The organism is Parvibaculum sp. (genome assembly GCF_039680535.1).
In the GTDB taxonomy this organism is placed as follows: Bacteria; Pseudomonadota; Alphaproteobacteria; order Parvibaculales; family Parvibaculaceae; genus Parvibaculum.
The window spans coordinates 676,974-700,523 of record NZ_JBDKSS010000013.1; the positions used below are offsets into that span (position 1 = coordinate 676,974).

General features: G+C 63.7%; 25 protein-coding genes. 8 read left to right on the forward strand and 17 right to left on the reverse strand.

Annotated elements, in window-relative coordinates; translation table 11 throughout:
• Nucleotides 1-55 precede the first annotated feature (55 nt).
• Genes ABFC66_RS10320 through ABFC66_RS10335 form a run of 4 tightly spaced genes read left to right on the forward strand, consistent with a single transcriptional unit; the run spans nt 56 to nt 2,318 of the window.
• The gene (locus tag ABFC66_RS10320; protein ID WP_346740860.1) at nt 56-559 is read left to right on the forward strand and encodes a YbjN domain-containing protein; all 504 of its coding nucleotides are present in this window, start codon (nt 56-58) and stop codon (nt 557-559) included.
• Between the two features lie 37 nt (nt 560-596).
• On the forward strand, nt 597-1,424 hold the full coding sequence (gene proC, locus ABFC66_RS10325) for a pyrroline-5-carboxylate reductase (RefSeq protein ID WP_346740861.1): 828 nt from the start codon (nt 597-599) through the stop codon (nt 1,422-1,424).
• 5 nt (nt 1,425-1,429) lie between these two features.
• Nucleotides 1,430-1,657, forward strand: a complete 228-nt coding sequence (locus ABFC66_RS10330; protein WP_346740927.1) for a hypothetical protein — start codon at nt 1,430-1,432, stop codon at nt 1,655-1,657.
• Between the two features lie 34 nt (nt 1,658-1,691).
• The gene (locus ABFC66_RS10335) at nt 1,692-2,318 is read left to right on the forward strand and encodes a helix-turn-helix domain-containing protein (protein ID WP_346740862.1); all 627 of its coding nucleotides are present in this window, start codon (nt 1,692-1,694) and stop codon (nt 2,316-2,318) included.
• Here the strand turns inward: ABFC66_RS10335 and ABFC66_RS10340 are convergent.
• The 4 genes from ABFC66_RS10340 to ABFC66_RS10355 are packed head-to-tail and all read right to left on the reverse strand — an operon-like array spanning nt 2,315 to nt 5,303.
• Entirely contained in the window at nt 2,315-2,677 is a 363-nt protein-coding gene (locus ABFC66_RS10340) for a nuclear transport factor 2 family protein (RefSeq protein ID WP_346740863.1), read from the reverse strand. The genes ABFC66_RS10335 and ABFC66_RS10340 overlap by 4 nt on opposite strands.
• A gap of 4 nt (nt 2,678-2,681) precedes the next feature.
• Complete coding sequence (locus ABFC66_RS10345) at nt 2,682-3,974, reverse strand: ATP-binding protein (RefSeq protein ID WP_346740864.1); 1,293 nt, start codon at nt 3,972-3,974, stop codon at nt 2,682-2,684.
• A 44-nt stretch (nt 3,975-4,018) separates the two neighbouring features.
• Entirely contained in the window at nt 4,019-4,753 is a 735-nt protein-coding gene (locus ABFC66_RS10350; RefSeq protein ID WP_346740865.1) for a response regulator, read from the reverse strand.
• Nucleotides 4,754-4,757: 4 nt separating this feature from the next.
• Nucleotides 4,758-5,303, reverse strand: coding sequence for a MarR family transcriptional regulator (locus ABFC66_RS10355; RefSeq protein ID WP_346740866.1), 546 nt, complete (start codon nt 5,301-5,303; stop codon nt 4,758-4,760).
• A 255-nt stretch (nt 5,304-5,558) separates the two neighbouring features.
• Between ABFC66_RS10355 and ABFC66_RS10360 the strand changes: the two genes are divergently transcribed.
• Nucleotides 5,559-6,455: a branched-chain amino acid aminotransferase gene (locus tag ABFC66_RS10360; RefSeq protein ID WP_346740867.1), complete on the forward strand. Its 897-nt coding sequence runs from the start codon at nt 5,559-5,561 to the stop codon at nt 6,453-6,455.
• Nucleotides 6,456-6,510: 55 nt separating this feature from the next.
• Here ABFC66_RS10360 and ABFC66_RS10365 read toward each other — a convergent pair whose 3' ends face one another.
• The 9 genes from ABFC66_RS10365 to ABFC66_RS10405 form a co-directional block, all read right to left on the reverse strand.
• Nucleotides 6,511-7,068 carry a hypothetical protein gene (locus ABFC66_RS10365; protein ID WP_346740868.1) on the reverse strand — a complete coding sequence of 186 codons (558 nt, stop codon included), beginning with the start codon at nt 7,066-7,068 and terminating at the stop codon, nt 6,511-6,513.
• A 159-nt stretch (nt 7,069-7,227) separates the two neighbouring features.
• A complete protein-coding gene (locus ABFC66_RS10370; protein WP_346740869.1) occupies nt 7,228-7,644 on the reverse strand; it encodes a molybdenum cofactor biosynthesis protein MoaE in 417 nt (138 codons plus the stop codon).
• Between the two features lie 4 nt (nt 7,645-7,648).
• Nucleotides 7,649-7,900 carry a molybdopterin converting factor subunit 1 gene (gene moaD, locus ABFC66_RS10375; RefSeq protein ID WP_346740870.1) on the reverse strand — a complete coding sequence of 84 codons (252 nt, stop codon included), beginning with the start codon at nt 7,898-7,900 and terminating at the stop codon, nt 7,649-7,651.
• Complete coding sequence (pgsA, locus tag ABFC66_RS10380; protein ID WP_346740871.1) at nt 7,897-8,511, reverse strand: CDP-diacylglycerol--glycerol-3-phosphate 3-phosphatidyltransferase; 615 nt, start codon at nt 8,509-8,511, stop codon at nt 7,897-7,899. The genes moaD and pgsA overlap by 4 nt, the downstream gene beginning before the upstream one ends.
• A gap of 104 nt (nt 8,512-8,615) precedes the next feature.
• On the reverse strand, nt 8,616-10,550 hold the full coding sequence (gene uvrC / locus ABFC66_RS10385; RefSeq protein WP_346740925.1) for an excinuclease ABC subunit UvrC: 1,935 nt from the start codon (nt 10,548-10,550) through the stop codon (nt 8,616-8,618).
• Nucleotides 10,551-10,999: 449 nt separating this feature from the next.
• Nucleotides 11,000-11,407, reverse strand: a complete 408-nt coding sequence (gene folB / locus ABFC66_RS10390; protein ID WP_346740872.1) for a dihydroneopterin aldolase — start codon at nt 11,405-11,407, stop codon at nt 11,000-11,002.
• 40 nt (nt 11,408-11,447) lie between these two features.
• Nucleotides 11,448-12,200: an SDR family oxidoreductase gene (locus tag ABFC66_RS10395; protein WP_346740873.1), complete on the reverse strand. Its 753-nt coding sequence runs from the start codon at nt 12,198-12,200 to the stop codon at nt 11,448-11,450.
• Entirely contained in the window at nt 12,197-13,228 is a 1,032-nt protein-coding gene (locus ABFC66_RS10400; RefSeq protein WP_346740874.1) for a calcium/sodium antiporter, read from the reverse strand. The genes ABFC66_RS10395 and ABFC66_RS10400 overlap by 4 nt, the downstream gene beginning before the upstream one ends.
• A gap of 24 nt (nt 13,229-13,252) precedes the next feature.
• Nucleotides 13,253-13,600, reverse strand: coding sequence for a cupin domain-containing protein (locus ABFC66_RS10405; RefSeq protein ID WP_346740875.1), 348 nt, complete (start codon nt 13,598-13,600; stop codon nt 13,253-13,255).
• Nucleotides 13,601-13,774: 174 nt separating this feature from the next.
• Here ABFC66_RS10405 and ABFC66_RS10410 point away from each other — a divergent pair, with 174 nt between their 5' ends.
• Together ABFC66_RS10410 and ABFC66_RS10415 are read left to right on the forward strand one after the other, a co-directional pair.
• Nucleotides 13,775-15,031: a GNAT family N-acetyltransferase gene (locus ABFC66_RS10410; RefSeq protein ID WP_346740876.1), complete on the forward strand. Its 1,257-nt coding sequence runs from the start codon at nt 13,775-13,777 to the stop codon at nt 15,029-15,031.
• 69 nt (nt 15,032-15,100) lie between these two features.
• Nucleotides 15,101-15,532: a VOC family protein gene (locus tag ABFC66_RS10415; protein WP_346740877.1), complete on the forward strand. Its 432-nt coding sequence runs from the start codon at nt 15,101-15,103 to the stop codon at nt 15,530-15,532.
• A gap of 39 nt (nt 15,533-15,571) precedes the next feature.
• Here ABFC66_RS10415 and ABFC66_RS10420 read toward each other — a convergent pair whose 3' ends face one another.
• From ABFC66_RS10420 to uvrB, 3 genes are all read right to left on the reverse strand, one after another.
• Entirely contained in the window at nt 15,572-15,862 is a 291-nt protein-coding gene (locus ABFC66_RS10420; RefSeq protein WP_346740878.1) for a GIY-YIG nuclease family protein, read from the reverse strand.
• Between the two features lie 127 nt (nt 15,863-15,989).
• The gene (locus tag ABFC66_RS10425) at nt 15,990-16,544 is read right to left on the reverse strand and encodes a hypothetical protein (RefSeq protein WP_346740879.1); all 555 of its coding nucleotides are present in this window, start codon (nt 16,542-16,544) and stop codon (nt 15,990-15,992) included.
• A 66-nt stretch (nt 16,545-16,610) separates the two neighbouring features.
• Nucleotides 16,611-18,950 carry an excinuclease ABC subunit UvrB gene (uvrB, locus tag ABFC66_RS10430; RefSeq protein ID WP_346740880.1) on the reverse strand — a complete coding sequence of 780 codons (2,340 nt, stop codon included), beginning with the start codon at nt 18,948-18,950 and terminating at the stop codon, nt 16,611-16,613.
• A gap of 201 nt (nt 18,951-19,151) precedes the next feature.
• On the opposite strand from uvrB, the gene ABFC66_RS10435 reads away from it, so the two are divergent.
• Nucleotides 19,152-22,586 carry a glycosyltransferase gene (locus ABFC66_RS10435; protein WP_346740881.1) on the forward strand — a complete coding sequence of 1,145 codons (3,435 nt, stop codon included), beginning with the start codon at nt 19,152-19,154 and terminating at the stop codon, nt 22,584-22,586.
• A 78-nt stretch (nt 22,587-22,664) separates the two neighbouring features.
• Here the strand turns inward: ABFC66_RS10435 and ABFC66_RS10440 are convergent, their stop codons facing one another.
• Nucleotides 22,665-23,546: a DMT family transporter gene (locus ABFC66_RS10440; protein ID WP_346740882.1), complete on the reverse strand. Its 882-nt coding sequence runs from the start codon at nt 23,544-23,546 to the stop codon at nt 22,665-22,667.
• Nucleotides 23,547-23,550: the final 4 nt, after the last annotated feature.

The window sequence follows — 23,550 nt, forward strand, 5'->3', positions numbered from 1 at the left end:
ACCTACAAGATGTAGCGTTTGCCCTTGCCGGGAGGCTGCCGTGTCGGGGTACAGAATGACCGCTTCTCTCGTTGAAGCCGACGAGTTCGATCCAAATCCCCTCGATCTGCTCGAGCAGGTCGCCTCTATCCGCGACTGGATTTTCGAGCGCAGCCACGAAGACGAACTGACGATCTGCGTCGCCGGGGAGTGGCGCGATCATCACATCTCGCTGAACTGGCGGAACGACCTTTCCGGCCTCCACGTGGCGACCACGCTCGACATTCGCGTGCCCTCCGACAAGCGGCCGCCGATCCGGCATTTGCTGACGCTCATCAATGAACAGCTCTGGTCGGGGCATTTCGACCTCTGGTCGGAAGATGGCGTGCTTCTATACCGCAACAGCCTGCTGCTCTGCGGCGGCGCTGCGGCGACGCCCGAGCAATGCGAAGCGCTGCTCAGGCTGGCGGTGGAGGCCTGCGAGCGCTATTACCCGGCGATCCAGTTCGTGCTCTGGGCGGGCAAGTCCGCCGAAGACGCGATCGCCGCTGCGATGTTCGAGACGCGGGGCAACGCCTGAGTTCTCCCCGCGTCGGTAGCTTGAGACGGTTTCTGAAATGACATTGACTTTGCAAAGTCCGCTCGTTCTTGTCGGCGCAGGCAAGATGGGGGGCGCTCTCCTGTCCGGGTGGCTTGGCCGGGGCCTGAACCCGCGCGATGTTTTCCTGCGCGACCCCAATCCGCCGGCGGAAATCGCGCAGCTCGTCGCCGAGCGCGGCATTCCGCTCAATTTCTCGATTGCCGATCTTGCTGCGCGTAAGCCCTCCGTCGTGCTGCTCGCCGTGAAGCCGCAATTGATGGATCAGGTGCTTCCCGATCTTGCGCCGCTGGTCGCGCCGGAAACGCTTTTCATCTCCATCGCCGCTGGCATGGGGCTGCACCGGCTTGGCGAATTGCTGGGCGCGGGCGCCCATGTTGTCCGCGCCATGCCGAATACGCCTGCCTCTGTCGGGCGCGGCATCACGGTCGCCTGTGCCAATGCGCTGGTGACGCCTGAACAGCGCAAGCTTGCGACTACGCTTCTCGGCGCGGTCGGCGAGGCCGACTGGGTGGAGAGCGAGGGGCTCATCGACGCCGTGACGGCAATCTCCGGTTCGGGCCCGGCCTATGTCTTCTACCTCACGGAATGCCTCGCGGCGGCGGGCGAGTCGCTCGGCCTCGAAGCCGGCCTCGCGCTGCGGCTCGCGCGTGCGACGGTTTCCGGCGCGGGCGAGATGCTGCATCAGCTCGAAGACACGCCCTCGACGCTGCGCAAGAACGTGACATCGCCGGGCGGCACTACGGCGGCGGCGCTCGACGTGCTGATGGGCGAGAACGGGCTCTCGACGCTGATGCGGCACGCGGCGCAGGCCGCGCGCGACCGTTCACGCGAACTCGGGCAATAAGCCGCTTGGAAGCGTTTCTCGATCCGCTTTCGCTGTTCGGCCTGTTCGCCGTCTCCATGATGCTTGTCTGCTATGCACTGGAAGAGCGCAGCCGCTGGTTCGTGCTCGGCTTTGCGGGCGCCTGCGCGCTCGGCTCGATCTACGGCTTTCTGCAAGGCGCCTGGCCCTTTGGCGCGGTCGAGGCGATCTGGTCGCTCGTCGCGCTCAGGCGCTGGTGGCGTCTTCCCGCCTGAATGCCTATCCTCATCGGCCAGAGGAGATAGTGACATGGCCCGCAAGAAAGCATCGCCCGAAGACAGGATCATCGACGCCGCGCTGAAGCTCGCGCTGGCGCAGGGCTGGCACGATCTTGCGCTGGCCGACATCGCCGCCGAGGCAAAGGTCAGTCTGCCGGAACTTGCGCATGTCTTTCGCTCGAAGGCGGAAATCCTTGCCGCCTTCTCGCGCCGCATCGATGCGGAAGTGCTCGCCGCCGCCGAAGCCGAGGATCTTGGAAGTGAGAGCCCGCGCGACCGTCTCTTCGATGTGCTGATGCTGCGCTTCGATGCGCTCGCTCCCCACAAACCCGCGCTGAAGCGCATTGCGCTCGACCTTGTGGGCGATCCGCTGGGCGCGGTGCCGCTCATCCGTCCCACGCTGCAATCGCTCGGCTGGATGCTCGAAGCGGCGGGCATCGATACGTCAGGCTTGCGCGGCGCGATCCGCGTGCGTGGACTGGCGCTTGTCTGGGCGGCGGCTTTCCGCGTCTGGCTCAATGATGGCGAGGATCAGGCAAAGACCATGGCCGAACTCGACAAGCGCCTGCGGCAGGCGGAGGAATGGAAGGACGCGCTCTCGCGGCTACGCACCCGCAAGACGGATGCCGCCGCGGATGAGCCGCCGCCCGGCCCCTAGAAGTGAAACACGCGGCAGGCGGTGATTTCGTCGCCTTGCCATTCGAGTATCTCGATCACGCGCGTCCGGTTCTCCGTGTCGCCATTGAGCACGCGCCAATATTCGACCGAGGCGCGATCATTCTCTGCGATCACGTTGATGATGGCGGCCTCGAAACTCTTGAAGCGCCCGGCAGCGGCTTTTGCATAGGCGTGGATTTCTTCACGCCCGGTCAACTTTCCATCCGCGACGCCCATGCGCTCTCTGACGACCGCGCTCATATGCGTGCCATTCTCCGCATAGAGCGCGGCGACGCGGTCGGGATCGAGGCTTGCCCAAGCCTGCTGCCAGCGATGCACCATGGGTGGAATGCCGCGCATGCGACTACACCGGCACATGGATGACGGCCCGCAGGCCGCCCATGGGACTGCGCGAAAGCTGCACGTCGCCACCATGGCCCCGCGCGATGTCGCGGGCGATGGCAAGCCCGAGCCCCGTTCCGCCCGCATCGAGATTGCGGGCGGCATCGAGCCGGTAGAAGGGGCGGAAGACTTCTTCCAGTTGGTCCTCCGGAATGCCGGCGCCGTCGTCATCGACCACGACCGCAATGTCGTCTTCGTCGCGCACGGCGGTGACCCAGACATGCGCGGCATATTTGCCCGCATTGTCGATGATATTGGTCAGGCAGCGCTTGAAGGCGTTGCGCCGGAGAGGCAGATCGAGTTCTCCGTGAAGCTGGAGCGCGACGCTGTGCCCCTTGCGCTGGGCGTCGTTCTGGATCTCGGCGAGAAGTTCGCCAAGATCCGTGACTGCCGTCGCCTCGCGCTGGTGGCCACGGGCGAATTCAAGATAGTCCTCAAGCATGCGCTCCATCTCGCGGACGTCGGCACGCAGTTCTTCCGTTTCCGGCGTGTCGGGCAGCATGGCCAGTTGCAGCTTGAAGCGCGTGAGCGGTGTGCGGAGGTCGTGGCTCACGCCGGTCAGCATCGCCGTGCGCTGCTCGATCTGGCGGCGAATGCGTTCGCGCATTTCGAGAAAGGCAGCGGCGGCGCGGCGGACTTCGGAGGCGCCCTGCGGCTTGAAGCTCGGCACGTCCCGGCCCCTGCCGAAATCTTCGGCTGCCTGGGCGAGCCTCTCTATGGGACGAATCTGATTGCGCAGAAAAAGGATGGCGACCGTCAGGAGCACCAGCGACGCGCCGACCATCCAGGCGATGAAGATGTGGGAATTCGCCGCATAGACATGGCTTCTGAGCGCCAGCACACGCATGACCCCGCCGGCATAGAGAATGCGGATGTCGACATAGTCGCTATATTGCTCGGTATTGATCCAGAACGGCCTGTTGATCCGCGAGCGGATTTCATCCGAAAGAGAGCGGTCGAGGAGGCCGTAGCTGGTCGATGGGGTCGTCGGAAGCTCGTCGCCGGGGAGGAAGGCGATCGACAGCGAGAGGTTCCTGTTGGCCCGATCGGAAAGCGCGGTTGCCGTTTGAGGCGTGGGGTTCGCCTCATATTCGGAAAGCAGAAGCGAGATGTCGGCGACCGTCTGTTGCGACAGTCTCTCCGTCACCATCTGCCAATGGCGCTCCATGAAGACATAGGTGACGAAGGCCTGAAGGATCACCATCGGCGCAACGATGATGATGAGCGAACGGGTATAGAGCCCGGTCGGCATCATTCGTTTCATCATCGCGAAGGGCCGGAACTGCATGGATTTCCGTTTCAGTCGGGCATGAGGACGTAGCCTTCGCCACGCACCGTTTGCAGATAGGTCGGGTTGCGCGGGTCGATCTCGATCTTGCGCCGCAGGCGATTGATCTGCACGTCGATGGAACGCTCGGCGGCTTCGTCTTCGCAAAGGTCGAGACGGGAAAGCGTCTCGCCGGGATGCGCCGAGAAGATGCGCATGAGCTGCACTTCGCGCGTGGTCAAACGGATCAACTCGCTGCCGCGTCTGAGCTCTCCGCGCGCGATGTTGAAGCGGCAATCGCCGAGAAGGACATCCTCGGCGCGTCCGCCGGGGCCTCTGGAGCGCTTGAGGATGGTGCCGATGCGAAGCAGAAGCTCCCGCGGTTCAAACGGTTTCCCGAGGTAGTCGTCGGCGCCGCTCTCGAGGCCTTCGATCCGGTCTTCCGTTTCTCCGCGTGCCGTCAGCATCAGGATCGGCACCGCTGAAGAGCGGCGGAGAGATGAGGTGAACTCGATGCCGCTTTCGCCCGGCATCATCACGTCAACGACAAGAAGGTCGAAGGCGAGGCCGGCGAGCTTGGCGCGCGCGTCAGCGGCGTTTTCGGCCGTGGTGACGCGATAGCCATGCTCGGCGAGATAGCGCTTCAGCAATTCGCGAATGCGCCGGTCGTCGTCGATGACGAGAATATGCGGCGCGTCCTCGTCGGGCACGGGACGTCCTGGCTCGATGGGCGTTTGAGCTTCGCCGCCTGTCGCCGTGCCTGTCATGATCTCACGGCTCCTTGATGATGATCTTTTCGACTTCCGGCCGCTGCGTCTCGTCGAGGAGCGAGAACATCACTTCGCGCCATGCCGTCTCGCCGCCGGGACCGGAGGCGGCGAGCGCGTTGCGCACGCGCTCGCGCTGCGGCGCGACCAGCCGCTCCCAGAGTTCCGCGCCCGCCTCGGTGAGGTACAAGCGGCGCTGGCGGCGGTCTTTCTCGCCGGTCTGCTGCACGAGATAGCCGCGCTCGATCACCTCGCGCAGGACGCGGGCGAGGCTCTGCTTGGTGATGCGGAGAATATCGAGCAGCGCTGCGACGGTGATGCCCGGATTGCGGCCGACGAAGTGGACGACGCGGTGGTGGGCGCGGCCGAAACCGATCTCTTCAAGGATGGTGTCGGGGTCGCTGGTGAAGTCGCGATAGCTGAAAAACAGGAGTTCGATCGCCTCGATCAGGCGCTCTTCCTCTGCCGCCGCCGCGCGGGGGCGCGCCACGGGGGCGAGGCGATCCGCCCCTTTTTCCGCCGAAAAAAGCCCTTTTCCCGCTGGTTGCATGCCGTTTCCCGGGGAACTTCCGGCGGAGGGCCGCCTCGCTCCCAGTGTCTTAATGTCACTCATAAATTTATGTCAGCCATGTTGACATATTTTTTCCGGTCATGCTAGCGTCCCTTCAGCCGCCCGGAAGACCGGACTGATCGGGCCCGGTCGATTCTCTAATTCTATATGTTTTCGCGAAGCTTTAACGGGGGCAAAGTGGCCTTCCCAGAAAGCTCAAGGCGACGGCGGGAACGGCGAAACAGGAACAATAACATGGCTGACATTCCTTTCGACCAACGCGACGGTTTCATCTGGTTCAATGGCGAGCTCATTCCCTGGGCCGACGCGAAGATCCATTTGCTGACTCACGGGCTTCACTATGCGAGCTGCGTATTCGAGGGATGCCGCGCCTATAATGGCGAGATCTTCAAGCTGCGCGAGCACACGGAGCGTCTGGTCAACTCGGCCGACATTCTCGGCTTCAAGATTCCCTATTCGGTCGAAGAGATCGACGAAGCCTGTCGCGCGGAACTGAAGGCGCAGGGCCTCACCGACGGCTATCTGCGCCCCGTGGCCTGGCGCGGCAGCGAAGGCCTCGGCGTCTCCGCGCAGAAGAACAGGATCAATCTCGCGGTCGCTGCCTGGGAGTGGCCGTCCTATTTCGATCCCGAGCAGCGCAAGAAGGGCATCCGCCTCGACATGGCGAAATATCGCCGTCCTTCGCCCGAGACCGCGCCGTCCCATGCGAAGGCCTCCGGCCTCTACATGATCTGCACGATCTCGAAGCACGCCGCCGAGGACAAGGGCTATGCGGACGCGATGATGCTCGACTATCGCGGCTATGTCGCCGAAGCCACGGGCGCCAACATCTTCTTCGTGAAGGACGGCGTGATCCATACGCCGGTCGCCGACTGCTTCCTCAACGGCATCACCCGCAAGACGGTGATCACGCTCGCCGAACAGCGCGGCTACCAGCTCATCGAACGTCACATTCTCCCCGAGGAACTGCCGACCTTCCAGGAATGCTTCATCGTCGGCACGGCGGCGGAAGTGACGCCGGTCGGCGAGATCGGCCCGCACAAGTACACGCCCGGCTCGATCTCGGCGACGCTCTATGATGACTACATGGCGGAAGTTCGCCGCGAGATCCGCGTCCACGCGAACGCGTAATCAAGGCGCTGACGAATTGAATGGAAAAGCGGCTGGGGAAACTCAGCCGCTTTTTTCATTTCGCGTTCTGTGGCCGCTTTGTTTCGAGACGCCAGCCGGCCGTATCGTGGATCATTGCGCCGGGCCAATGTTGGTCGGACGATCCATCGTTTTTCAGGGTCCAGAGGTCGAGATCAATGCGATTTCCGCTCCAGCGGATGACGCGGGCAAAAGGCGAACCAGGCTTGCCGCTATCGGGATAGCGCCATTCAACTTGTGCACCGTCGCCCTTTCGAACCCAGATCTCAATGCTTCCGTCGCCATATCCCTCGTCGGTATCGATGGCGACGAACCTGTCGCCTGAAGGTGCGAAGCTTGGATAGCCGCCAATCTTCGTCCGTGCGCCGGTTCTGTCGTCGAACAGAAGCAGGGCATGTCCCTCGTAGAATGGTTGCTCGACGAAAAAGAAGTGGCGGCTTGGCATATGCGCTACCAGCCGGAAGGCAAAGCAATTGGCCTCGAAGTCCTTGCGTCCTTCTGGGCAGCTCGCATCATCCTTCAACTCGACGCCTTTGCCGTTTTTGAGGTGCAGGATCAGCGTGTCGCCGCGCCGCTCCGCGCGCCCCTGCGACATGGATATTGCGGTGGCCTCGAGGCCGCCAAGGCCGTGAGCCATTGTTTCGGGCGCGTCCTGCACCTTGCGAAGCCACGCATCCTCTGAGACTGAATCCGCATGAAGTGACGTGGCCGCGAAGATCGCCAGTAGCGGTAGAATCTCCGCGAACCGGCGCATCTATTTTTCCCACCGTTTCGCGGCTTCGTCGTCGCTCTCGCGCGCTTCGACCCATTTTTCACCCTCGCGCTTCCAGAAGGGCGCGCGGGTCTTGAGGTAGTCCATCAGAAACTCGGCGGCCTGAAAGGCGTCGCCGCGATGGGCGGAGGCGGTGACGACGAGAACGATATTGTCGCCCGGAGAGAGTTTGCCGACGCGGTGGATGATGAGGCTTGCCTGAAGCATCCAGCGTTCATGAGCTTCCGCCTCGATGCGCTCAAGTTCGCGCTCGGTCATGGCGGGATAATGTTCGAGCTCGAGCGTCACATCGCGCACAAGGCCGGTGAAGGTCACCACGGCGCCGATATCCGTGCGCCCGCTCGTCAGCGCCGCGATCTCCGCGCCAATGTCGAAATCCTGCGTCTGGACGCGGATCATGGCGTCAGCCGCCCGTGACAGGCGGGAAGAAGGCGATCTCGCTGGCGCCCGCAATGCTCGCGTCGAGATCGGCATGGGTCTGATCGATGGCGGCGCGGATGAGCTTCAGATTCTCGAAGGCGGCCTCATAGCCCGGCCCGCGCGATTTCAGCCAGTCGATCAGGGTGGCGACGGTGGCAATGTCCGCAGGCAGCGCGACGGCCTCTTCGGCGGTGCCGACCTTTTGGCGAACCCAGGAAAAATAAAGAATCCTCACGGATGGCCGTCCTGTCCCGCAGTTGTTGTCGGCGCGGGGCTGTGCTGGGGCGCCGGGCCCGTCAGATGTTCGATGCCCGCCTTGAAGTAATCATAGCCCGTATAGAGCGTCAGGATCGCCGCCGCCCAGAGGAGCGCGAGCCCGGTCGTGGTGACGCCGGACACCAGCTTGTCGCCAGCGGGGCCTGCGAGCAGGAAGGAGAGGGCGACCATCTGGATCGTCGTCTTCCATTTCGCAAGCTGCGAGACGGGAACGCTGACGCGAACCTCGGCGAGGAATTCGCGCAGGCCGGAGACGAGAATTTCACGGCAGAGAATGACCAGCGCAGCCCAGAGCGAATAGCCCGCGATCGTGCCGTCGCGCGTCAGCACCAGCAGAACGGCGGCGACCAGCAGCTTGTCGGCGATGGGGTCGAGCATGCGGCCGAGATTGGATTGCTGCGCCCATGCGCGTGCGAGATAGCCATCGAAGAAATCGGTGACGGCGGCGAGAACGAATATCCCAAGCGCCCACCAGCGCGGCTCGTCGCCTTCGAAATAGAAACAGGCGACGACGGCCGGCACCATGACGATGCGGGCATAGGTGAGCAGATTGGGCAGATTGATCGGCATCCTCGCCTCATATTGGGGGCAGGCCGCGCCCCGTGAGGCGCCAGCATAGCAAAGTTGCGCCGCCTGTCAGCGTAGCGACGCTGTTTGGCGCCAACTATTTGGCGTCAGTTATTTGACGGCTGGTCCGGATTTCCGTGGAAGAAATCATAGACGGCCTGCGCGACCTTGGCGCTGATCCCGTCGACGGCCTCCAGGTCGGAAAGACCCGCCCGCGCCACCGCCCGCGCCGAGCCGAAATGGCGGAGCAGGGCGCGTTTGCGGCCGGGACCGACGCCCGGCACATCGTCCAGCGGATTGACGCCGATGGCCTTGGAGCGCCGCGCGCGATGGCTGCCGATGGCGTAGCGATGCGCCTCGTCGCGAAGCCTTTGCAGGTAGTAGAGAACGGGATTTCGCGGCTCCATCATGAAGGGATCGCGGCCGGGCATGAAGAAGCGCTCGCGCCCCGCGTCGCGCTCCGGCCCCTTGGCGACGCCGACAATGGCGACACTGTCGATGCCGAGTTCCGCGAGAACGTCGCAGGCGATCTTGAGCTGGCCCGCGCCGCCGTCGATGAGGATGAGGTCCGGCCAGTCGGGAAATTCCTTGCCGCGCGAATGCGCTTCCTCTTCGCTCGCGCCGTCCTCGGGCCGGGGTTCTTCTTCCCCCGTCGCTTCGCCGGATTCTTTCAAGAGGCGCGTGAAGCGGCGCGTGAGCACTTCGCGCATCATGCCATAGTCGTCGCCCGGCTCGATGTCGCTCTTGATGTTGAACTTGCGGTACTGCGACTTCATGAAGCCTTCAGGCCCGGCGACCACCATGCCGCCCACGGGCTTTGTGCCGGAGATATGGCTGTTGTCATAGACCTCGATGCGCTCCGGCGCCTGATCGAGGCCGAAGGCTTCGGCCACGCCTTCGAGGAGTTTACGCTGCGTCGAGCTCTCCGCGAGCCTGCGCCCCAGCGCTTCGCGCGCATTGGTGAGCGCGTGATCGACCAGTTCGCGCTTCTCGCCCCGCTGCGGCACGCCGACGGCGACCTTGCGGCCAGCGATGATCGAGAGCGCTTCGGCGAGCAGCGCCTTGCCCGGAACGTCATGGCTCAGGAGCACCATGCGCGGCGGATGCCTGTCTTCGTAGAACTGAGCCAGGAAAGCGTCGAGCACTTCGGATGTTTCGAGTTCGCGGTCGTGGCGAGGGAAATAGGCGCGGTTGCCCCAGTTCTGTCCAGCGCGGAAGAAGAACACCTGCACACAGGTCTGGCCGCCTTCCTGCCAGGCGGCGAAGACATCGGCCTCCGTGACCGTCTGCGGGTTGATGCCCTGATGCTGCTGCACCTGTGTCAGCGCGCGGATGCGGTCGCGATAGATCGCGGCGCGTTCGAAGTCGAGCGCGGTGGCCGCCTCTTCCATATGCGCGGCAAGTTCCTTTTGCGTCTTGCGCGAACGCCCGCGCAGGAAGTCCCGCGCCTCGGCGACGAGTTCCGCATAGGCGTCCTTGTCGATCACGCCGGTGCAGGGGGCGCTGCATCGCTTGATCTGATGAAGCAGGCAGGGGCGCGTCCGGCTTTCGAAAACGCTGTCGGAGCAGGAGCGCAGCAGGAAGGCCTTCTGAAGCGCGTTGAGCGTCGCATTGACCGCGCCCGCATTGGCGAAGGGGCCGAAATAGTCGCCCTTGCGCGAGCGGCTGCCGCGATGCTTCACGACCTGAGGGAACTCGTGGTCACCCGTCAGCAGGATGAAGGGGAACGACTTGTCGTCCCGCATCAGCACGTTGTAGCGAGGCTTCAGGCGCTTGATGAGGTTCGCTTCGAGGAGTAGGGCGTCCGTTTCCGTGGCGGTGGTGATGAATTCCATCGAGACGGTCGAGGCGATCATCCGCGCGATGCGGTTCGAATGGCCGGCGAGCTTCGTATAATTGTAGACGCGCTTCTTCAGGCTTCGCGCCTTGCCGACATAGAGAAGCTCGTTCTGGGCGTCATACATGCGATAGACGCCCGGGCTGTCGGGAAGCTGCTTCACCTTTTCGGCAATATAGGCAGCGCCGATCGAGGCGGCTTCCATGCCGCTCTCCACCGTCTGGCTGCGTTCTTGTTCCCGTTCGCTCATAGCCTGTTTGAAGACTCTGCCTCTAAGTCCCGGATTCCATTGATCCCGATATTAGCGCCTTGAAGGCCATGTCGATGCCTTCTCAACATAGGTGCGGCGCCTGTGGATAAGTTTGTTGATTCTTTGTCGGCGATAGCAGTCAAGTTGTTGCCACAATTAGCTTTTGTGACGCGTGCCCGTAAAATGTGACAAAGCTAACCCTTTGATTTTTAATGATCTTTTTTATGCTTTGGAAAGGGGCATTGCTGTCGGCCCGATCAGAGAGTCAAGCGGATTCGTAGATCGGCCTTCATTTCTTTGCTGTGCACAATTGTTCCGCACCCGTCGCAGGACAGACCCAAATCTTTGATTCCATTGCCGCTTTCGAGGGGACAAGGAAATCAATCCCAAGCGAAATGCTGGAGTTAGGGCAGGTTCCTCGCCCGCTCGATCTCGACACCGACGCTGCCGGCCTCCGGGATGGCCGCAAGTTTCTCGATACGCACCCGCGCGACCAGAACGCGCCCATCCTCGAGGCAGGAGGCCGCCACCCGCTCGGCCAGCGTCTCGACGAGGTTCAGATGGCCGCTCGCGACCATCGCCTTGATGTTGTTCACCACTTCTTCGTAGCAGACGACATTGGCGTGCTTGTCGCCATGCGCCGCCTCGCTCACCGTGAGGTCCACATTGACCCTGATCGGCTGGGTGCGGCCGTGTTCATGGGTGTAGACGCCGATATGCGCGTCAAGCATCAGGTCGCGCACGAAGACGTGGCGAATGGCGCGGGCCGCGTCGGCGATCTTGAACGGCCTGACGTTGTCGGACTGGCTCATGGCATTACTCATTCGTTCCTGCCCAATCGTTCCGGCCCATTCATTCAGGGATGCCGACGACATCGGGCGTTTCCCAGGCAAGGTGCTGGCCGCCGTCGAGCGCAATCATCTGGCCGGTCATGGCGGGCGCGGCGAGAATAAACCGAAGTCCCGCGCAAATCTCCTCGGGCGTAGTGCCGCGGCGCAAAATAGTTGCGGCGGATTGCCGTTCGAAGTCCTCCGGCGCTTGCCGCGTATTGGCGAGCGTCGGCCCCGGTCCGATGCCGTTGACGCGGATATGGGGAGCCAGGCCTTGCGCGAGAAGGCGCGTTAGATCCCATAACGCCATTTTCGACAGCGTGTAGCTCAGAAAGCGCGGATTGGGCCGCCAGACGCGCTGGTCGATGATGTTGACGATATTGCCGGCCGCGCCTTCCGGCAGCTGCGCCGCGAAGGCCTGCGAAAGAAAGGCGGGCGCCTTGAGGTTCGCGCCCATATGTGCATCCCAGCTCGCCTCTGTCATGGTCAGCGCTTCGTCCGGCTCGAAGAGCGAGGCATTGTTGACGAGGAGCGTCAGCGGACCGAGCGCCTTCACCGCATCGGGGATGAGCGCTTCAAGCTCGGCGCGGCAGCCGAGATCGCCCTTGAGCGCGACGGCGCGTCCGCCGCGCATGTCGATCTCGCGAACGAGGCCCGCCGCGTCATCGTCGGACTGGTGATGATGGATGGCGACGGCATAGCCGTCTTCGGCGAGCGCGAGCGCGATGGCGCGTCCGATGCGCCGCGCGGCGCCGGTAACGAGGGCGGCTTTCATATCGCCTCGCTCCCGCGCTGGAATATTGAAACCATATAGATCGCATAGGCCAGCACGAACATCGCTCCCTTCCACCATGTTATGCGCGCGCGCGACATGACCGTCGGCACGATCGCGAACGCCGCGAGCAGCATGGCCCAAAGATCGACGTGAAGAAAGTTCGCAGCCACGGGCAGCGGCGCGATCAGGGAGCTGACGCCGAGGATCGCCAGAATGTTGATGATATTGCTGCCTATGACATTGCCGATGGCGACATCGTGCTCCTTCCGCCACGCCGCCATGAGCGATGTCGTGAGTTCGGGCAATGAAGTTCCCACTGCAACCAGAGTGAGTGCGATTGTCGCCTCAGGCACCGCGAAGGCACGCGCGATTGCCGTGCCGCCCGAAACGACGAGATGCGCGCCGAGAGGAAGGCCCACGAAGCCGATCAGCGTGAAAGCCGCGATGACGGCCCATGAGGTGGCGGCCGTCGGCACATTCTTGACGAGGGCATGTTCGACAGCCTGCTCCACCGCCTTGCCGGGTTCCTTCACTTCGAGCGCGAGAGCGCGTGCCTCCGCCGCGAGGGCGCGGGCTTCGAGCCGGTGGGTCCGCACTTCCAGAAGCGACCAGGCGACATAGGCGCCGCAGAGGACGAGCAGGAGCAGGCCTTCGCCGCGGCCTATAGGCCCCAGGAAACAGAGCGCGGTCAGCGCGGCGCTTGCGCCCAGCATGATCAGCACGCTTCCCTTCAGGGACCCATCGGAGCATGACAGCGGCGAAATGAGCGCGGGCAGCCCCAGCACGAGCAGGATGTTGGCGATGTTGCTGCCGATGACATTGCCGAGGGCGATTTCGGGCGAGCCCTGAAGCGCCGCGTCAGCCGAGATCACGAGTTCGGGCATGGATGTGCCGAGCGCCACAACGGTGACTGCGATGACGAGCGGGGAAGTGCCGAACCGCGACGCGAGCCCCACGGCGCCGCGCACCAGCAGGTCGCCGCTCAGGACCAGCAGCACGAAACCGCCGAGGACTGACAGATACATCATCGGGTCACACCGCGAAACGGACGCTCATGGCAGGTAGATCGCGTAATGCTTGCGCGTCCGCGTCACGACTTCCCATGTGCCCTTGAAACCGATCGGCAGCACGAAAGCGTCGCCTGCGCGCACCGTCATCACAGCACCGTCGTCGCCCGTGATGCGGCTTTCGCCTTCGAGGATGTGGCAGAATTCGGCTTCCGTATATTCGATGCGCCACGCGCCGGGATCGGATTCCCATATGCCGGAGAAGAAGCGCCCGTCCGGCGTCTCATAGGCATTCCATGTGCGGTTCTGCGGCGTCCCCGCAATCACGCGGTCGGGCGCGGGGGCGCCGGGTTCCGGCGTGTTCATGGCGGTGACGGGGATCAGCTTCGGCATCGGGTCCTCCAGTGGCGGATGGGCGACTTTAGCATGAGCCGCGCCCACGCGGGGCCGTGCGCCTGTGGTTAATGCCGGCACTCTCTGGCCGGAATTTTGCTCCCCCAGGAAGAGAAGCAAGAGCGACGTCCGGAAACGGTACGGGAATGTGCCGGAACGGCGCGGGAGACGGTTATGATCGAGACTGCAGGCGAGCGTGCGAGCATGAGAGAGACGGCGGAGGCGCCGCGTTCGCGCACGCCGCGCGCCGTCGCGCCTCGCAATTGGCCGGGCAGGGTGGAGCGTCGCGCCACCGCCCGCCGCGCGCTCGGCTTCACGCTCTTCACAAGCTTCATCGAGGCGGAATCGCAGTGGCGGCGCTTCGAGGCGGAGGCAGTCGGCACCGGCTTTCAGAGCTATGACTGGCTCGCCGCCTGGCACGCCTCGGTCGGCAGCGCGGAAGGCATCGCGCCGGCGATCCTCATGATCTCGCTCGGCGGAAGGCCGCTGATGCTTGCTCCCTTCGGCATAGAGCGGCGCATGGGCGCGCGCTGTCTCGTCTGGCTCGGCGGCAGGTTCGCGGACTACAAGGGCCCGTTGCTCGCCCGCGATTTCGCCGAACGCCTGCCTGCCGGACGTTTCGCCGCGCTCTGGCCGTCGATCGTCCGCGCGCTTCCGAAGCATGACGTGCTGCTGCTGGAAAACCAGCCCGAACGCCTTGGCGGCCTCGCCAATCCTTTCGTCGCGCTGGGCGGCGAACTCGCGCCCGATGCGGCCTATGCCTTTGCGCTTCCCTCCACGTCTGAAGAGCTTCTGCAGATCTTCCGCCCTGAAACGCGTCGCAACGACCGGGTGAAGGAGCGCAAGCTCGCGGAGAAAGGCGAGGTCGTCTTCCGCATCGCGCAGACGCCGACAGAGGCGCGCGCGCTTGCCCGCCAGATACTTGACGCCAAGGTCGCGCAGCTCCGCCAGCAGGGCATCGCCTCGATCTTCGAGGATGAAGCCCATCGCGCCGCCTATCTGGAACTTGCCTCGCTGCCGCGCGAGGATGGGCTGATGCATCTGCAGGTCGCCGCGCTGATGCTTGACGGCAAGATGATTTCCGGCTCCATCGCTCATGTCTGGCATGACCGCGCCACGCTGATGGTGCATGTCTACGACCCCGAACATGCGAAGGTTTCCCCAGGCCGCCTTCATCTGTTGCGGCTCATGCGCGCGAGCATCGAGGCGAAACACGCCGTCTACGACCTCTCGGTCGGCTATGCGCCCTACAAGGAAAGCTTCTGCGACACGCCCATGCCTCTCTACGCGCTGATCGAGGCGGCGACGCCTTGGGGCCTCGGCATCTCGACGCTGCTGAATGCGCGTCGTGGCGTTCGCCGCGCCATCAAGACCAACGACCGCCTGATGGGCTGGCTCCGCTCCGCCCGCGCGCGCCTCGCCGGGAAGTAAGCGCGGCGCTTGCGCCGTGGCTCGCCTTGCGCGAGCATCGGGCGGTCCAGACCGGCGAAGGAGCCCATCATGGTCCGCGTCCTCGGCATCGACCACCTCGCCATCCGCGTCAGCAATCTCAAGCGCTCAAAAGAGTTCTACGGCAGGTTGCTCGGCTTCATGGGCTTCGAACTCGAATGGGAGTTCGGCCAGACGCTCGGCTGGGACAATGGCCGCACCATGTACTGGATCACCGACGCCGACCGGAAGGGCAAGCAGCACAAGCACCGCACCGGCGATGTCGGCTTCCATCATTACGCCTTCGAAGTCTCGCGGCCCGGCGATGTCGACAAGGTGCATGCGCTCCTCATCGAGATGGGCGCAACCATCATCGACGCGCCCGCCGACTATCCCGACTATGGCGAAGGCTACCGCGCCGTCTATTTCCTCGATCCCGACGGGCTGAAGCTCGAGGTCATGTATTTTCTGGAGAAGCGGAAAAGGCTGCGGGGGAAGAGGTAATTCTTTCGTCATTGCCGGGCTTGACCCGGCAATCCAGCGTCATCGCATGAGGTCTTCATAGAGATCGCGCCAGCCCGGATTGGCCTCCTCGATCAAGGCGAGCTTCCACGCCCGGGACCAATGCTTCAGGTTCTTTTCGCGCTGAATCGCATGGCTGATGCTCGGATGCACTTCGAACCAGACGAGACGCTTCACGCCATACCGGCTGGTAAAACCGCGCATCGCTTCCGTCTTGTGTTCGTAGACGCGGCGCAGAATGTCGTTTGTAACGCCGGTATAGATCGTTCCGTTTCGACCGCTGGCAAGAATGTAGACATAGTATTGGCGCATGCGCGGAGTGTGCCGCTCTGGATGCCCGGGTCAAGCCCGGGCATGACGATGAGTAGTTGGCATCATTTTCTTTTCGTCATTGCCGGGCTTGACCCGGCAATCCAGAGCAGCACACATCCCGACGATGTTACTTCGGCCGCCGCTCCCAGGGCTCCAGCACGCCCGCGACGAAGCGGGCTTGCGGCTTTTCCATCTGCGCGATGGTCGCCGCTGAAATCTCTTCATGGGTAAGCCAGCGCGATCCGTCGCCTTCAAGCATAAAGCCGAGGATCACCTGCGAATAGGTGATGTCCGGCTGCAAGGCCAGCGCCTGCGCGCGCCGCTCCGCAATCGACGCCTCACCATTTTCACCCAGCAGGATCGACCGGCTTCCCATCACTTCGACAATCCGCCCGCCCGGCGCAATCATCCCGTCAATCGCCGCGCGAAGTATCTCTGCCTGCGGCCTGATCCATGTCAGCGCGAGATCGTAAGGCGCGTGCCGCGCAACAACGTCGAGAAACGCCGCGCCATCATCATAGCTCTGAGATACGCGCGTGAGCTTCACATCGAGGGTGTCGCTCCCAAGCGAGAAGTCCTCCGCATGCCGAGAAAGCGTCACGGCCTTCCTCGACCGCGCGACCGCATGCGCCGCAGCGGCTTTCAACATGCCGGTTGTGCCGATAAGGAGGGTGGTGGTCATCCGTCTATAAACTCGTCGCTCCGGATTTGATCCGTGATGACGGAGAGGAACCGGTGCCGATGGCGATTAGTGCTTCTTCCCGCGATACTTCGTCGCTCGTGTGCCCGGCTTGCCGGATGACGAGCGGCCCTTGACGGGGGCGGATTTGGCGACCTTTTCCTCGATCACGGATTGGCGGGCGAGGGGATCGTCCGCCACCGCGAGTTCGGTGGCTTCGAGGCGCTTGATCTCGTCGCGGAGCCTCGCCGCCGTTTCGAATTCGAGATCGGCGGCGGCGTCCTTCATCTTCTTTTCGAGGTCCGCGATATGGGCGCGGAGGTTGTGGCCGATAAAGGCTTCGTCGGCCTCGCCCGTATCGACGCGCACGTGATCGCGCTCATAGACGCTTTCGAGAATGTCGCCGATGTTGCGGCGGATGCTCTCCGGCGTGATGTTGTGCTCGATATTGTAAGCCTGCTGCTTCTCGCGGCGGCGGTTCGTTTCCGCGATGGCGCGTTCCATCGAACCGGTCATGTTGTCCGCGTAAAGGATCACGCGTCCGTCGACGTTTCGCGCCGCGCGGCCGATGGTCTGGATGAGCGAGGTTTCGGAACGCAGGAAACCTTCCTTGTCGGCGTCAAGAATGGCGACGAGCGCGCATTCGGGAATGTCGAGGCCCTCGCGCAGCAGGTTGATGCCGATCAGCACGTCGAAAGCGCCGAGGCGCAGGTCGCGCAAAATCTCGATGCGCTCCAGCGTGTCGATGTCGGAATGCATGTAGCGGACGCGGATGCCCTGCTCATGCATATATTCTGTGAGGTCTTCGGCCATGCGCTTCGTCAGCGTGGTGACGAGCACGCGCTGGCCCTTCGCCGCGACTTCGTGACATTCGGCGATGAGATCGTCCACCTGCGTCCCGACCGGGCGGATGATCGTCGGCGGGTCTATGAGGCCGGTGGGCCGGATCACCTGTTCGGTGAAGACGCCGCCCGTCTGCTCCATCTCCCATGAGCCCGGCGTCGCCGAAACGAAGACCGATTGCGGGCGCATCGCGTTCCATTCCTCGAAACGCATCGGCCGGTTGTCGACGCAGGAGGGGAGGCGGAAGCCATATTCGGCCAGCGTCGATTTACGCCGGTAGTCGCCGCGGAACATGCCGCCGATCTGCGGTACCGTCACATGGCTTTCGTCGGCGAAGACCAGCGCATTGTCGGGGAGGTATTCGAAAAGAGTGGGCGGCGGCTCGCCGGGTTTGCGGCCCGTGAGATAGCGCGAATAGTTCTCGATGCCCGCGCAGCTTCCCGTCGCCTCCATCATTTCGAGGTCGAACTGCGTGCGCTGTTCCAGGCGCTGCGCTTCGAGCAGCTTGCCCTGGCCCTTCAGCTCCTGAAGGCGGATCATCAGATCCTTCTGGATCTCCTCCATCGCCTGGCTGAGGGCGGGGCGGGGCGTCACATAATGCGAATTGGCGTAGAGCTTGAGCGACTGGAACTTGTCGGTCTTCTGGCCGGTGAGCGGGTCGAACTCGGCAAGCTCCTCGATCTCGTCGCCGAACATGGTGATGCGCCAGGCGCGGTCTTCATAGTGAGCCGGGAAGACCTCCACCGTGTCGCCGCGCACGCGGAAGGTGCCGCGCCCGAAGGCGGCGTCGTTGCGCTTGTATTGCAGCGCGACGAGGTCGGCGAGAAGCTGGCGGCGGTCGAGCCGCTCGCCGAGCTTGATCGAGAAGGTCATGGCCGAATAGGTCTCGACCGAGCCGATGCCATAGATGCAGGAAACCGAGGCGACGATGATGACGTCGTCGCGTTCGAGCAGCGAGCGCGTCGCGGCGTGGCGCATGCGGTCGATCTGCTCGTTGATCGAGCTTTCCTTTTCTATGTAGGTGTCCGTGCGCGGGACATAGGCTTCCGGCTGGTAGTAGTCGTAATAGGAGACGAAATACTCGACCGCGTTGTCCGGGAAGAAACTCTTGAATTCGCCATAGAGCTGCGCGGCCAGCGTCTTGTTGGGCGCGAGGATGAGGGCGGGGCGCTGGGTGCGGGCGATGATCTGCGCCATCGTATAGGTCTTGCCGGAGCCGGTGACGCCGAGCAGAACCTGATCGCGCTCGCCCTTTTCGACGCCTTCGACCAGTTCGGCGATGGCCGTCGGCTGGTCGCCTGCGGGCTCATATTCCGAAACGAGCTTGAAGCGCTGCCCGCCCTCCGATTTCTCGGGGCGTTCCGGCCGGTGAGGGGCGAAAAGCGGCCAATATTCCGGGTCGCCCTTCAGCGCGCCCGCCCATGAGTCGCGATCGGCCTGAGCCAGCGCCTCCCGGTCGGCCGGAATGAACGAGGCGCCGGGCGCCTCGGAAAAGCCGGTCATGGCGCTCGACGGGAGCTGTTTTTCGGAGCCGCGCCCGAAGGATTTCATGGATTTGCGTGCCATGGGCACCAATATAAGTGCCGATCCCGGTTTCGCCAGAGCCAATCGGGCCAAAAGGCGAACAACGCGGAACGTTACATAAGCTTCAGGTGACGGGAAGCCGTTGGCGTGCGAGTGAACTTCGGCTGAACGCGGCCCCGGATGAATTATCGGTCTGGCCCAGAGCGACAGCCGCGGCGATGAAAGAGCGCCGGACTAGAGATCATGCAGCATAAGCCGCACAAGCCCATTTTCTTCGACGCCAGCGGCCGCAGGGCCGCACATGTTTCCACCATCGGCTGGGTGGCCGCCGTGCTGAGTACGCTGGTCGGCATCGCCTTTCTGGCCAGCATCGTGGTGGTGCCGCATTTCGCCGCGTTGAAGTTGCCGGGGCAGCTCAGCGCCGTGCCGTCGTCTGACCTCGAAGCACAGGCGCGCTCGCCGGAACTGCTGCGCTCCGCCACGCGTCTCGGCGAAAAGGCACGCGCCTTGCGCGAAAAGCGCGTCCACGAAAGGCAGCGGCGGCTCGACCGCGCCCAGCATGGCGGCGCCATGTCCGGGATACTTGAACCGCAACAGGGCCGCCCGCTGTCGATCGCCTTCTACCCGACCTGGGGCAGCACCAATTTCGCCTCGCTGCAGCGCGCCTTGCCGCATCTCGACTGGGTGGTTCCGACCTGGCTCAATCTGGCCGGGCCGCAGCAGACCCTCACTCCGTCATTCGATCAGCACGTCAATGATTACATCCGCGTGACCAAGCCGGGCGTTGCGATCCTGCCGACGCTTCAGAACGCGTGGCAGGGCAAATGGGATGGGGCTGGTCTCGGCAAGCTCCTCGCCGACGACACGCGCCGCCGCGCCCTCGTGGCGGACGTCGCGAACTTCATCGACCAGCATCATCTCCAGGGCGTTGTGGTCGACTTCGAGGACCTGCCGGTTCCGGCCCGCAGGAACCTCAAGACGTTCCTCAAGGAACTCCATGCCGCATTCGCGCCTCATGGCTGGGTCGTGGCGATCGCAACGCCGGTCGGCGATGACACATGGCCTTTCGCGGATATGGCCAAGCTCGTCGATTACACCATGCTGATGATCTATGACGAGCATTGGGGTTCCGGCACCGCCGGACCCATCGCGAGCCAGAGCTGGTTCGAGGATATTCTCGACAAGCGCATGAAGGCGCTCGATCCCGCGCGGACGATCGTCGCGCTCGGCGCCTATGCCTATGACTGGAATGGCGGCGAGGTCGAAAGCCTGTCTTTCGAGGATGCCGTCATTGCCGCGCATGACTCTGGCGCGGACATCGATTTCGACGCCAATAGCGACAATCCGCATTTCTCGTATATCGAGGACGATAATGTGCGTCACGACGTCTGGTTCCTCGATGGTGTGACGGCCTACAACCAGATACACGCGGCCGATCCCTATCAGCCTGCGGGCTACGCAGTCTGGCGCCTTGGCGGCGAAGACCCGACGATCTGGAACGTCATGGGCAGGCCCTATGATGCGACCGCGCCGGAGGCCATGGGCACGATTCCGATCATCGACGATATCGACTTCGAAGGGCGCGGCGAGTTCCTGAGCGTGGCCGCCGAACCGACGACCGGCGCGCGCAAGTTCGAGGTGGATGCGACGACCGGCGACATCAACGACGAGACCTATACGAAGCTGCCGACGACCTATGTCATCAAGCAATATGGCGGCGCACCCAGGAAGATTGCGCTGACTTTCGACGACGGACCGGATCCGGAATGGACGCCGCAGATCCTCAATATCCTGAAAGACAAGAACGTTCCGGCGACCTTCTTCGTCATCGGCGCGAATGCGGAATCCAATCCCGATATCATACATCGCATGATCGCGGAGGGGCATGAGGTCGGCAGCCACACCTTCACACATCCCAATCTTTCGGTGACTGCCGATGAGGCGACGGTGCTCGAGCTCAACGCGACGCAGCGCCTCTTCCAGGCGTTGACGGGGCGTTCGCTCCGGCTTTTCCGTCCGCCCTATCTCGGCGACTCCGAACCAACCGACTATGAGCAGATCGTGCCGGTGAAGATTGCGCAGGACATGGGCTATCTCACCGTCGGCCTGCATGTCGATCCGCTCGACTGGATGGAGCCGGGCACGCAGAAGATCATCGACGAGACGATCAGGCAGGTGCATGCATCGACGCCCGACATGCCGCGCAACATCGTGCTGCTTCACGATGCAGGCGGCGACCGCGAGGAGACCATCGAGGCCCTGCCCGAAATCATCGACCGCCTGCGTGCCGAGGGCTACGAATTCGTGCCGGTCTCCTCGTTGATCCCGCTCACGCGCGAACAGACCATGCCGAAGCTGCCGGTGACGATGAGCCTGCTCATGGACCGCGCGGTGTTTCTGACGCTGAGCACGGCGGGCCATGTGCTCTATTGGTCGTTCATAGCCGCCATTTGGCTCGGCATCGGCCGGCTCGCCTTCCTCGTCGTGCTGAGCCTCTGGCAGCGGCGCAAGGAGCTCACCAGCGCAGAACCGCCGGTTGAGAGCGAGGGGTGCCGCGTCTCCGTGCTTATCCCCGCCTATAACGAGGAAAACGTCATCGTCGATACGGTGAACAGAATTCTCGGCGGCGACTACAGGAACATCGAGATCATCGTGATCGATGACGGCTCGAAGGACGGCACATTGGCGGTGCTCAACGAAAACTTCCGCGATATGCCGCGCGTCGAAATCCTGTCCATTCCGAATGGCGGCAAGGCCAACGCGCTGAATGTGGGTATCGCACGGGCGACCGGCGAGGTCGTGGTGGCGCTCGATGCCGATACGCATTTCGAGCAGGACACGATCCCGCGGCTCGTGCGCTGGTTCGCGGACCCGTCGATCGGCGCGGTCGCGGGCAATGCGAAGGTCGGCAACCGGATCAACATGATCACGCGCTGGCAGGCGCTTGAATATATCGCCGCCCAGAATCTGGAGCGGCGGGCGCTCGCCGCGCTCGGCACTCTCACGGTGGTGCCGGGTGCGGTGGGCGCATGGCGTCGTTCGGTTCTGATCGAACTGGGCGGGTTCCCGGCGGATACTCTGGCGGAAGACCAGGATCTCACGATCCATCTTCAGCAGGCCGGATACCGCGTCATGTTCGACAGCTCTGCGCTTGCCTGGACGGAAGCGCCTGCGACTTTCGGCGGGCTCTCCAAGCAGCGCTTCCGCTGGTCCTACGGCACGCTGCAGTGCCTGTGGAAATATCGCGCCATCACCTTCCGGCCGGGCTATGGCGCGCTCGGCATGATCGCGCTGCCGCAGGTCTGGCTCTTCCAGATCATGTTGACCGCTCTTGCGCCTCTCGCCGACCTGCTCCTCGTCTGGCAGCTCATCGGGCAGGCCATCGCCTGGGCCCAGCATGGCGCGGAGTTCCAGAACAACGATCTGAAACTCATCGGTATCTACTACTGCGTCTTCGTGGTGGTCGATCTTGCCGCCGCGATCTTTGGCTTCCTCATGGAGCGGCGCGAGCAGTGGAGCCTGCTCTGGTGGCTGGTTCTGCAACGCTTCGGCTATCGCCAGCTCATGTACTACGTGGTCGTGCGCTCGCTGGTCACGGCGCTGCGCGGGCCCTTCGTGGGCTGGGGCAAGCTCGAGCGCATGGGCACGGTTGCGATGGGGAACAAGCGGGCGGGCTAGGGGATCGGCTGAACTGGATTGCCTCTCCTCGCTCGCAATGACGGTAATGGCTTCTGTGTATTGCTTCCAGAGTCCCCCTCACCTCCGCCGGAACCGCATCAGCGGCATGACCTGAACGAGGAGGGCGGCGGCGAGCACCATGGCGCCGCCCATCCAGCCAAGGGGCGAAAGCCGTTCGCCGAGAAGCAGCGCGCCGAAGGCGGCGGCGAAGAGGCTTTCCAGCGAGAGCAGAATGGCGCTGTCGGCGGGCGGCGTGTGCGTTTGCGCGATGCTTTGCAGCGTGAAGGCGATGCCGCCGGAGATGAAGCCCGTATAGGCGAGTTCGCGCCAGCAGATCAGCATGGCGTCGAGGCTCGGCGTCTCGAAGGCGAAGCCGCAGCCGAGCCCGAGTGCCGCCGTCACCGCAAATTGCATCAGCGCGATGGCAACGGGCTGGCGCAGGTCTGCGGCAAGGGCGCTGAGCCCGATGATCTGGCCTGCCCAGAGCAACGCGCTGAGAACGAGCAATCCGTCGCCCCAGTTGAGCCCGTCCATGCGGCCGCCGCCGAGAAGGAACGTGCCTGCAACCGAAAGCGCGGCGGCGGGCCAGATTGCGCCGGGCAGCTTGTGGCGCAGGAAGGCCGCGCCGATCGCCGGCACCATCACGACGTAAAGAACGGTCAGGAAGCCGGCATTGGTCACGCTCGTCTTCACCAGCGCCACCTGCTGCAGCGCGGCGCCGCCGAAGAACGCGATGCCGATGGCGATCAGCGCAGGCACGCGGGAGAGCGGGACGGGGGCTCTCGCATTCCGCCGTTCGATTGCCGCGAAGGGGAGGAGCGCCAGCGCCGCGAGCAGGAAGCGCGTGCCTGTGAAGGTAAGCGGCCCCATATGCGCCATGGCCGTCGACTGGCCGACGAAGGCGCCGCCCCAGATGAGCGAGGCGAGAAGAAGCAGCAGGTCGGCGCGAAGGCGGGTCATGGAA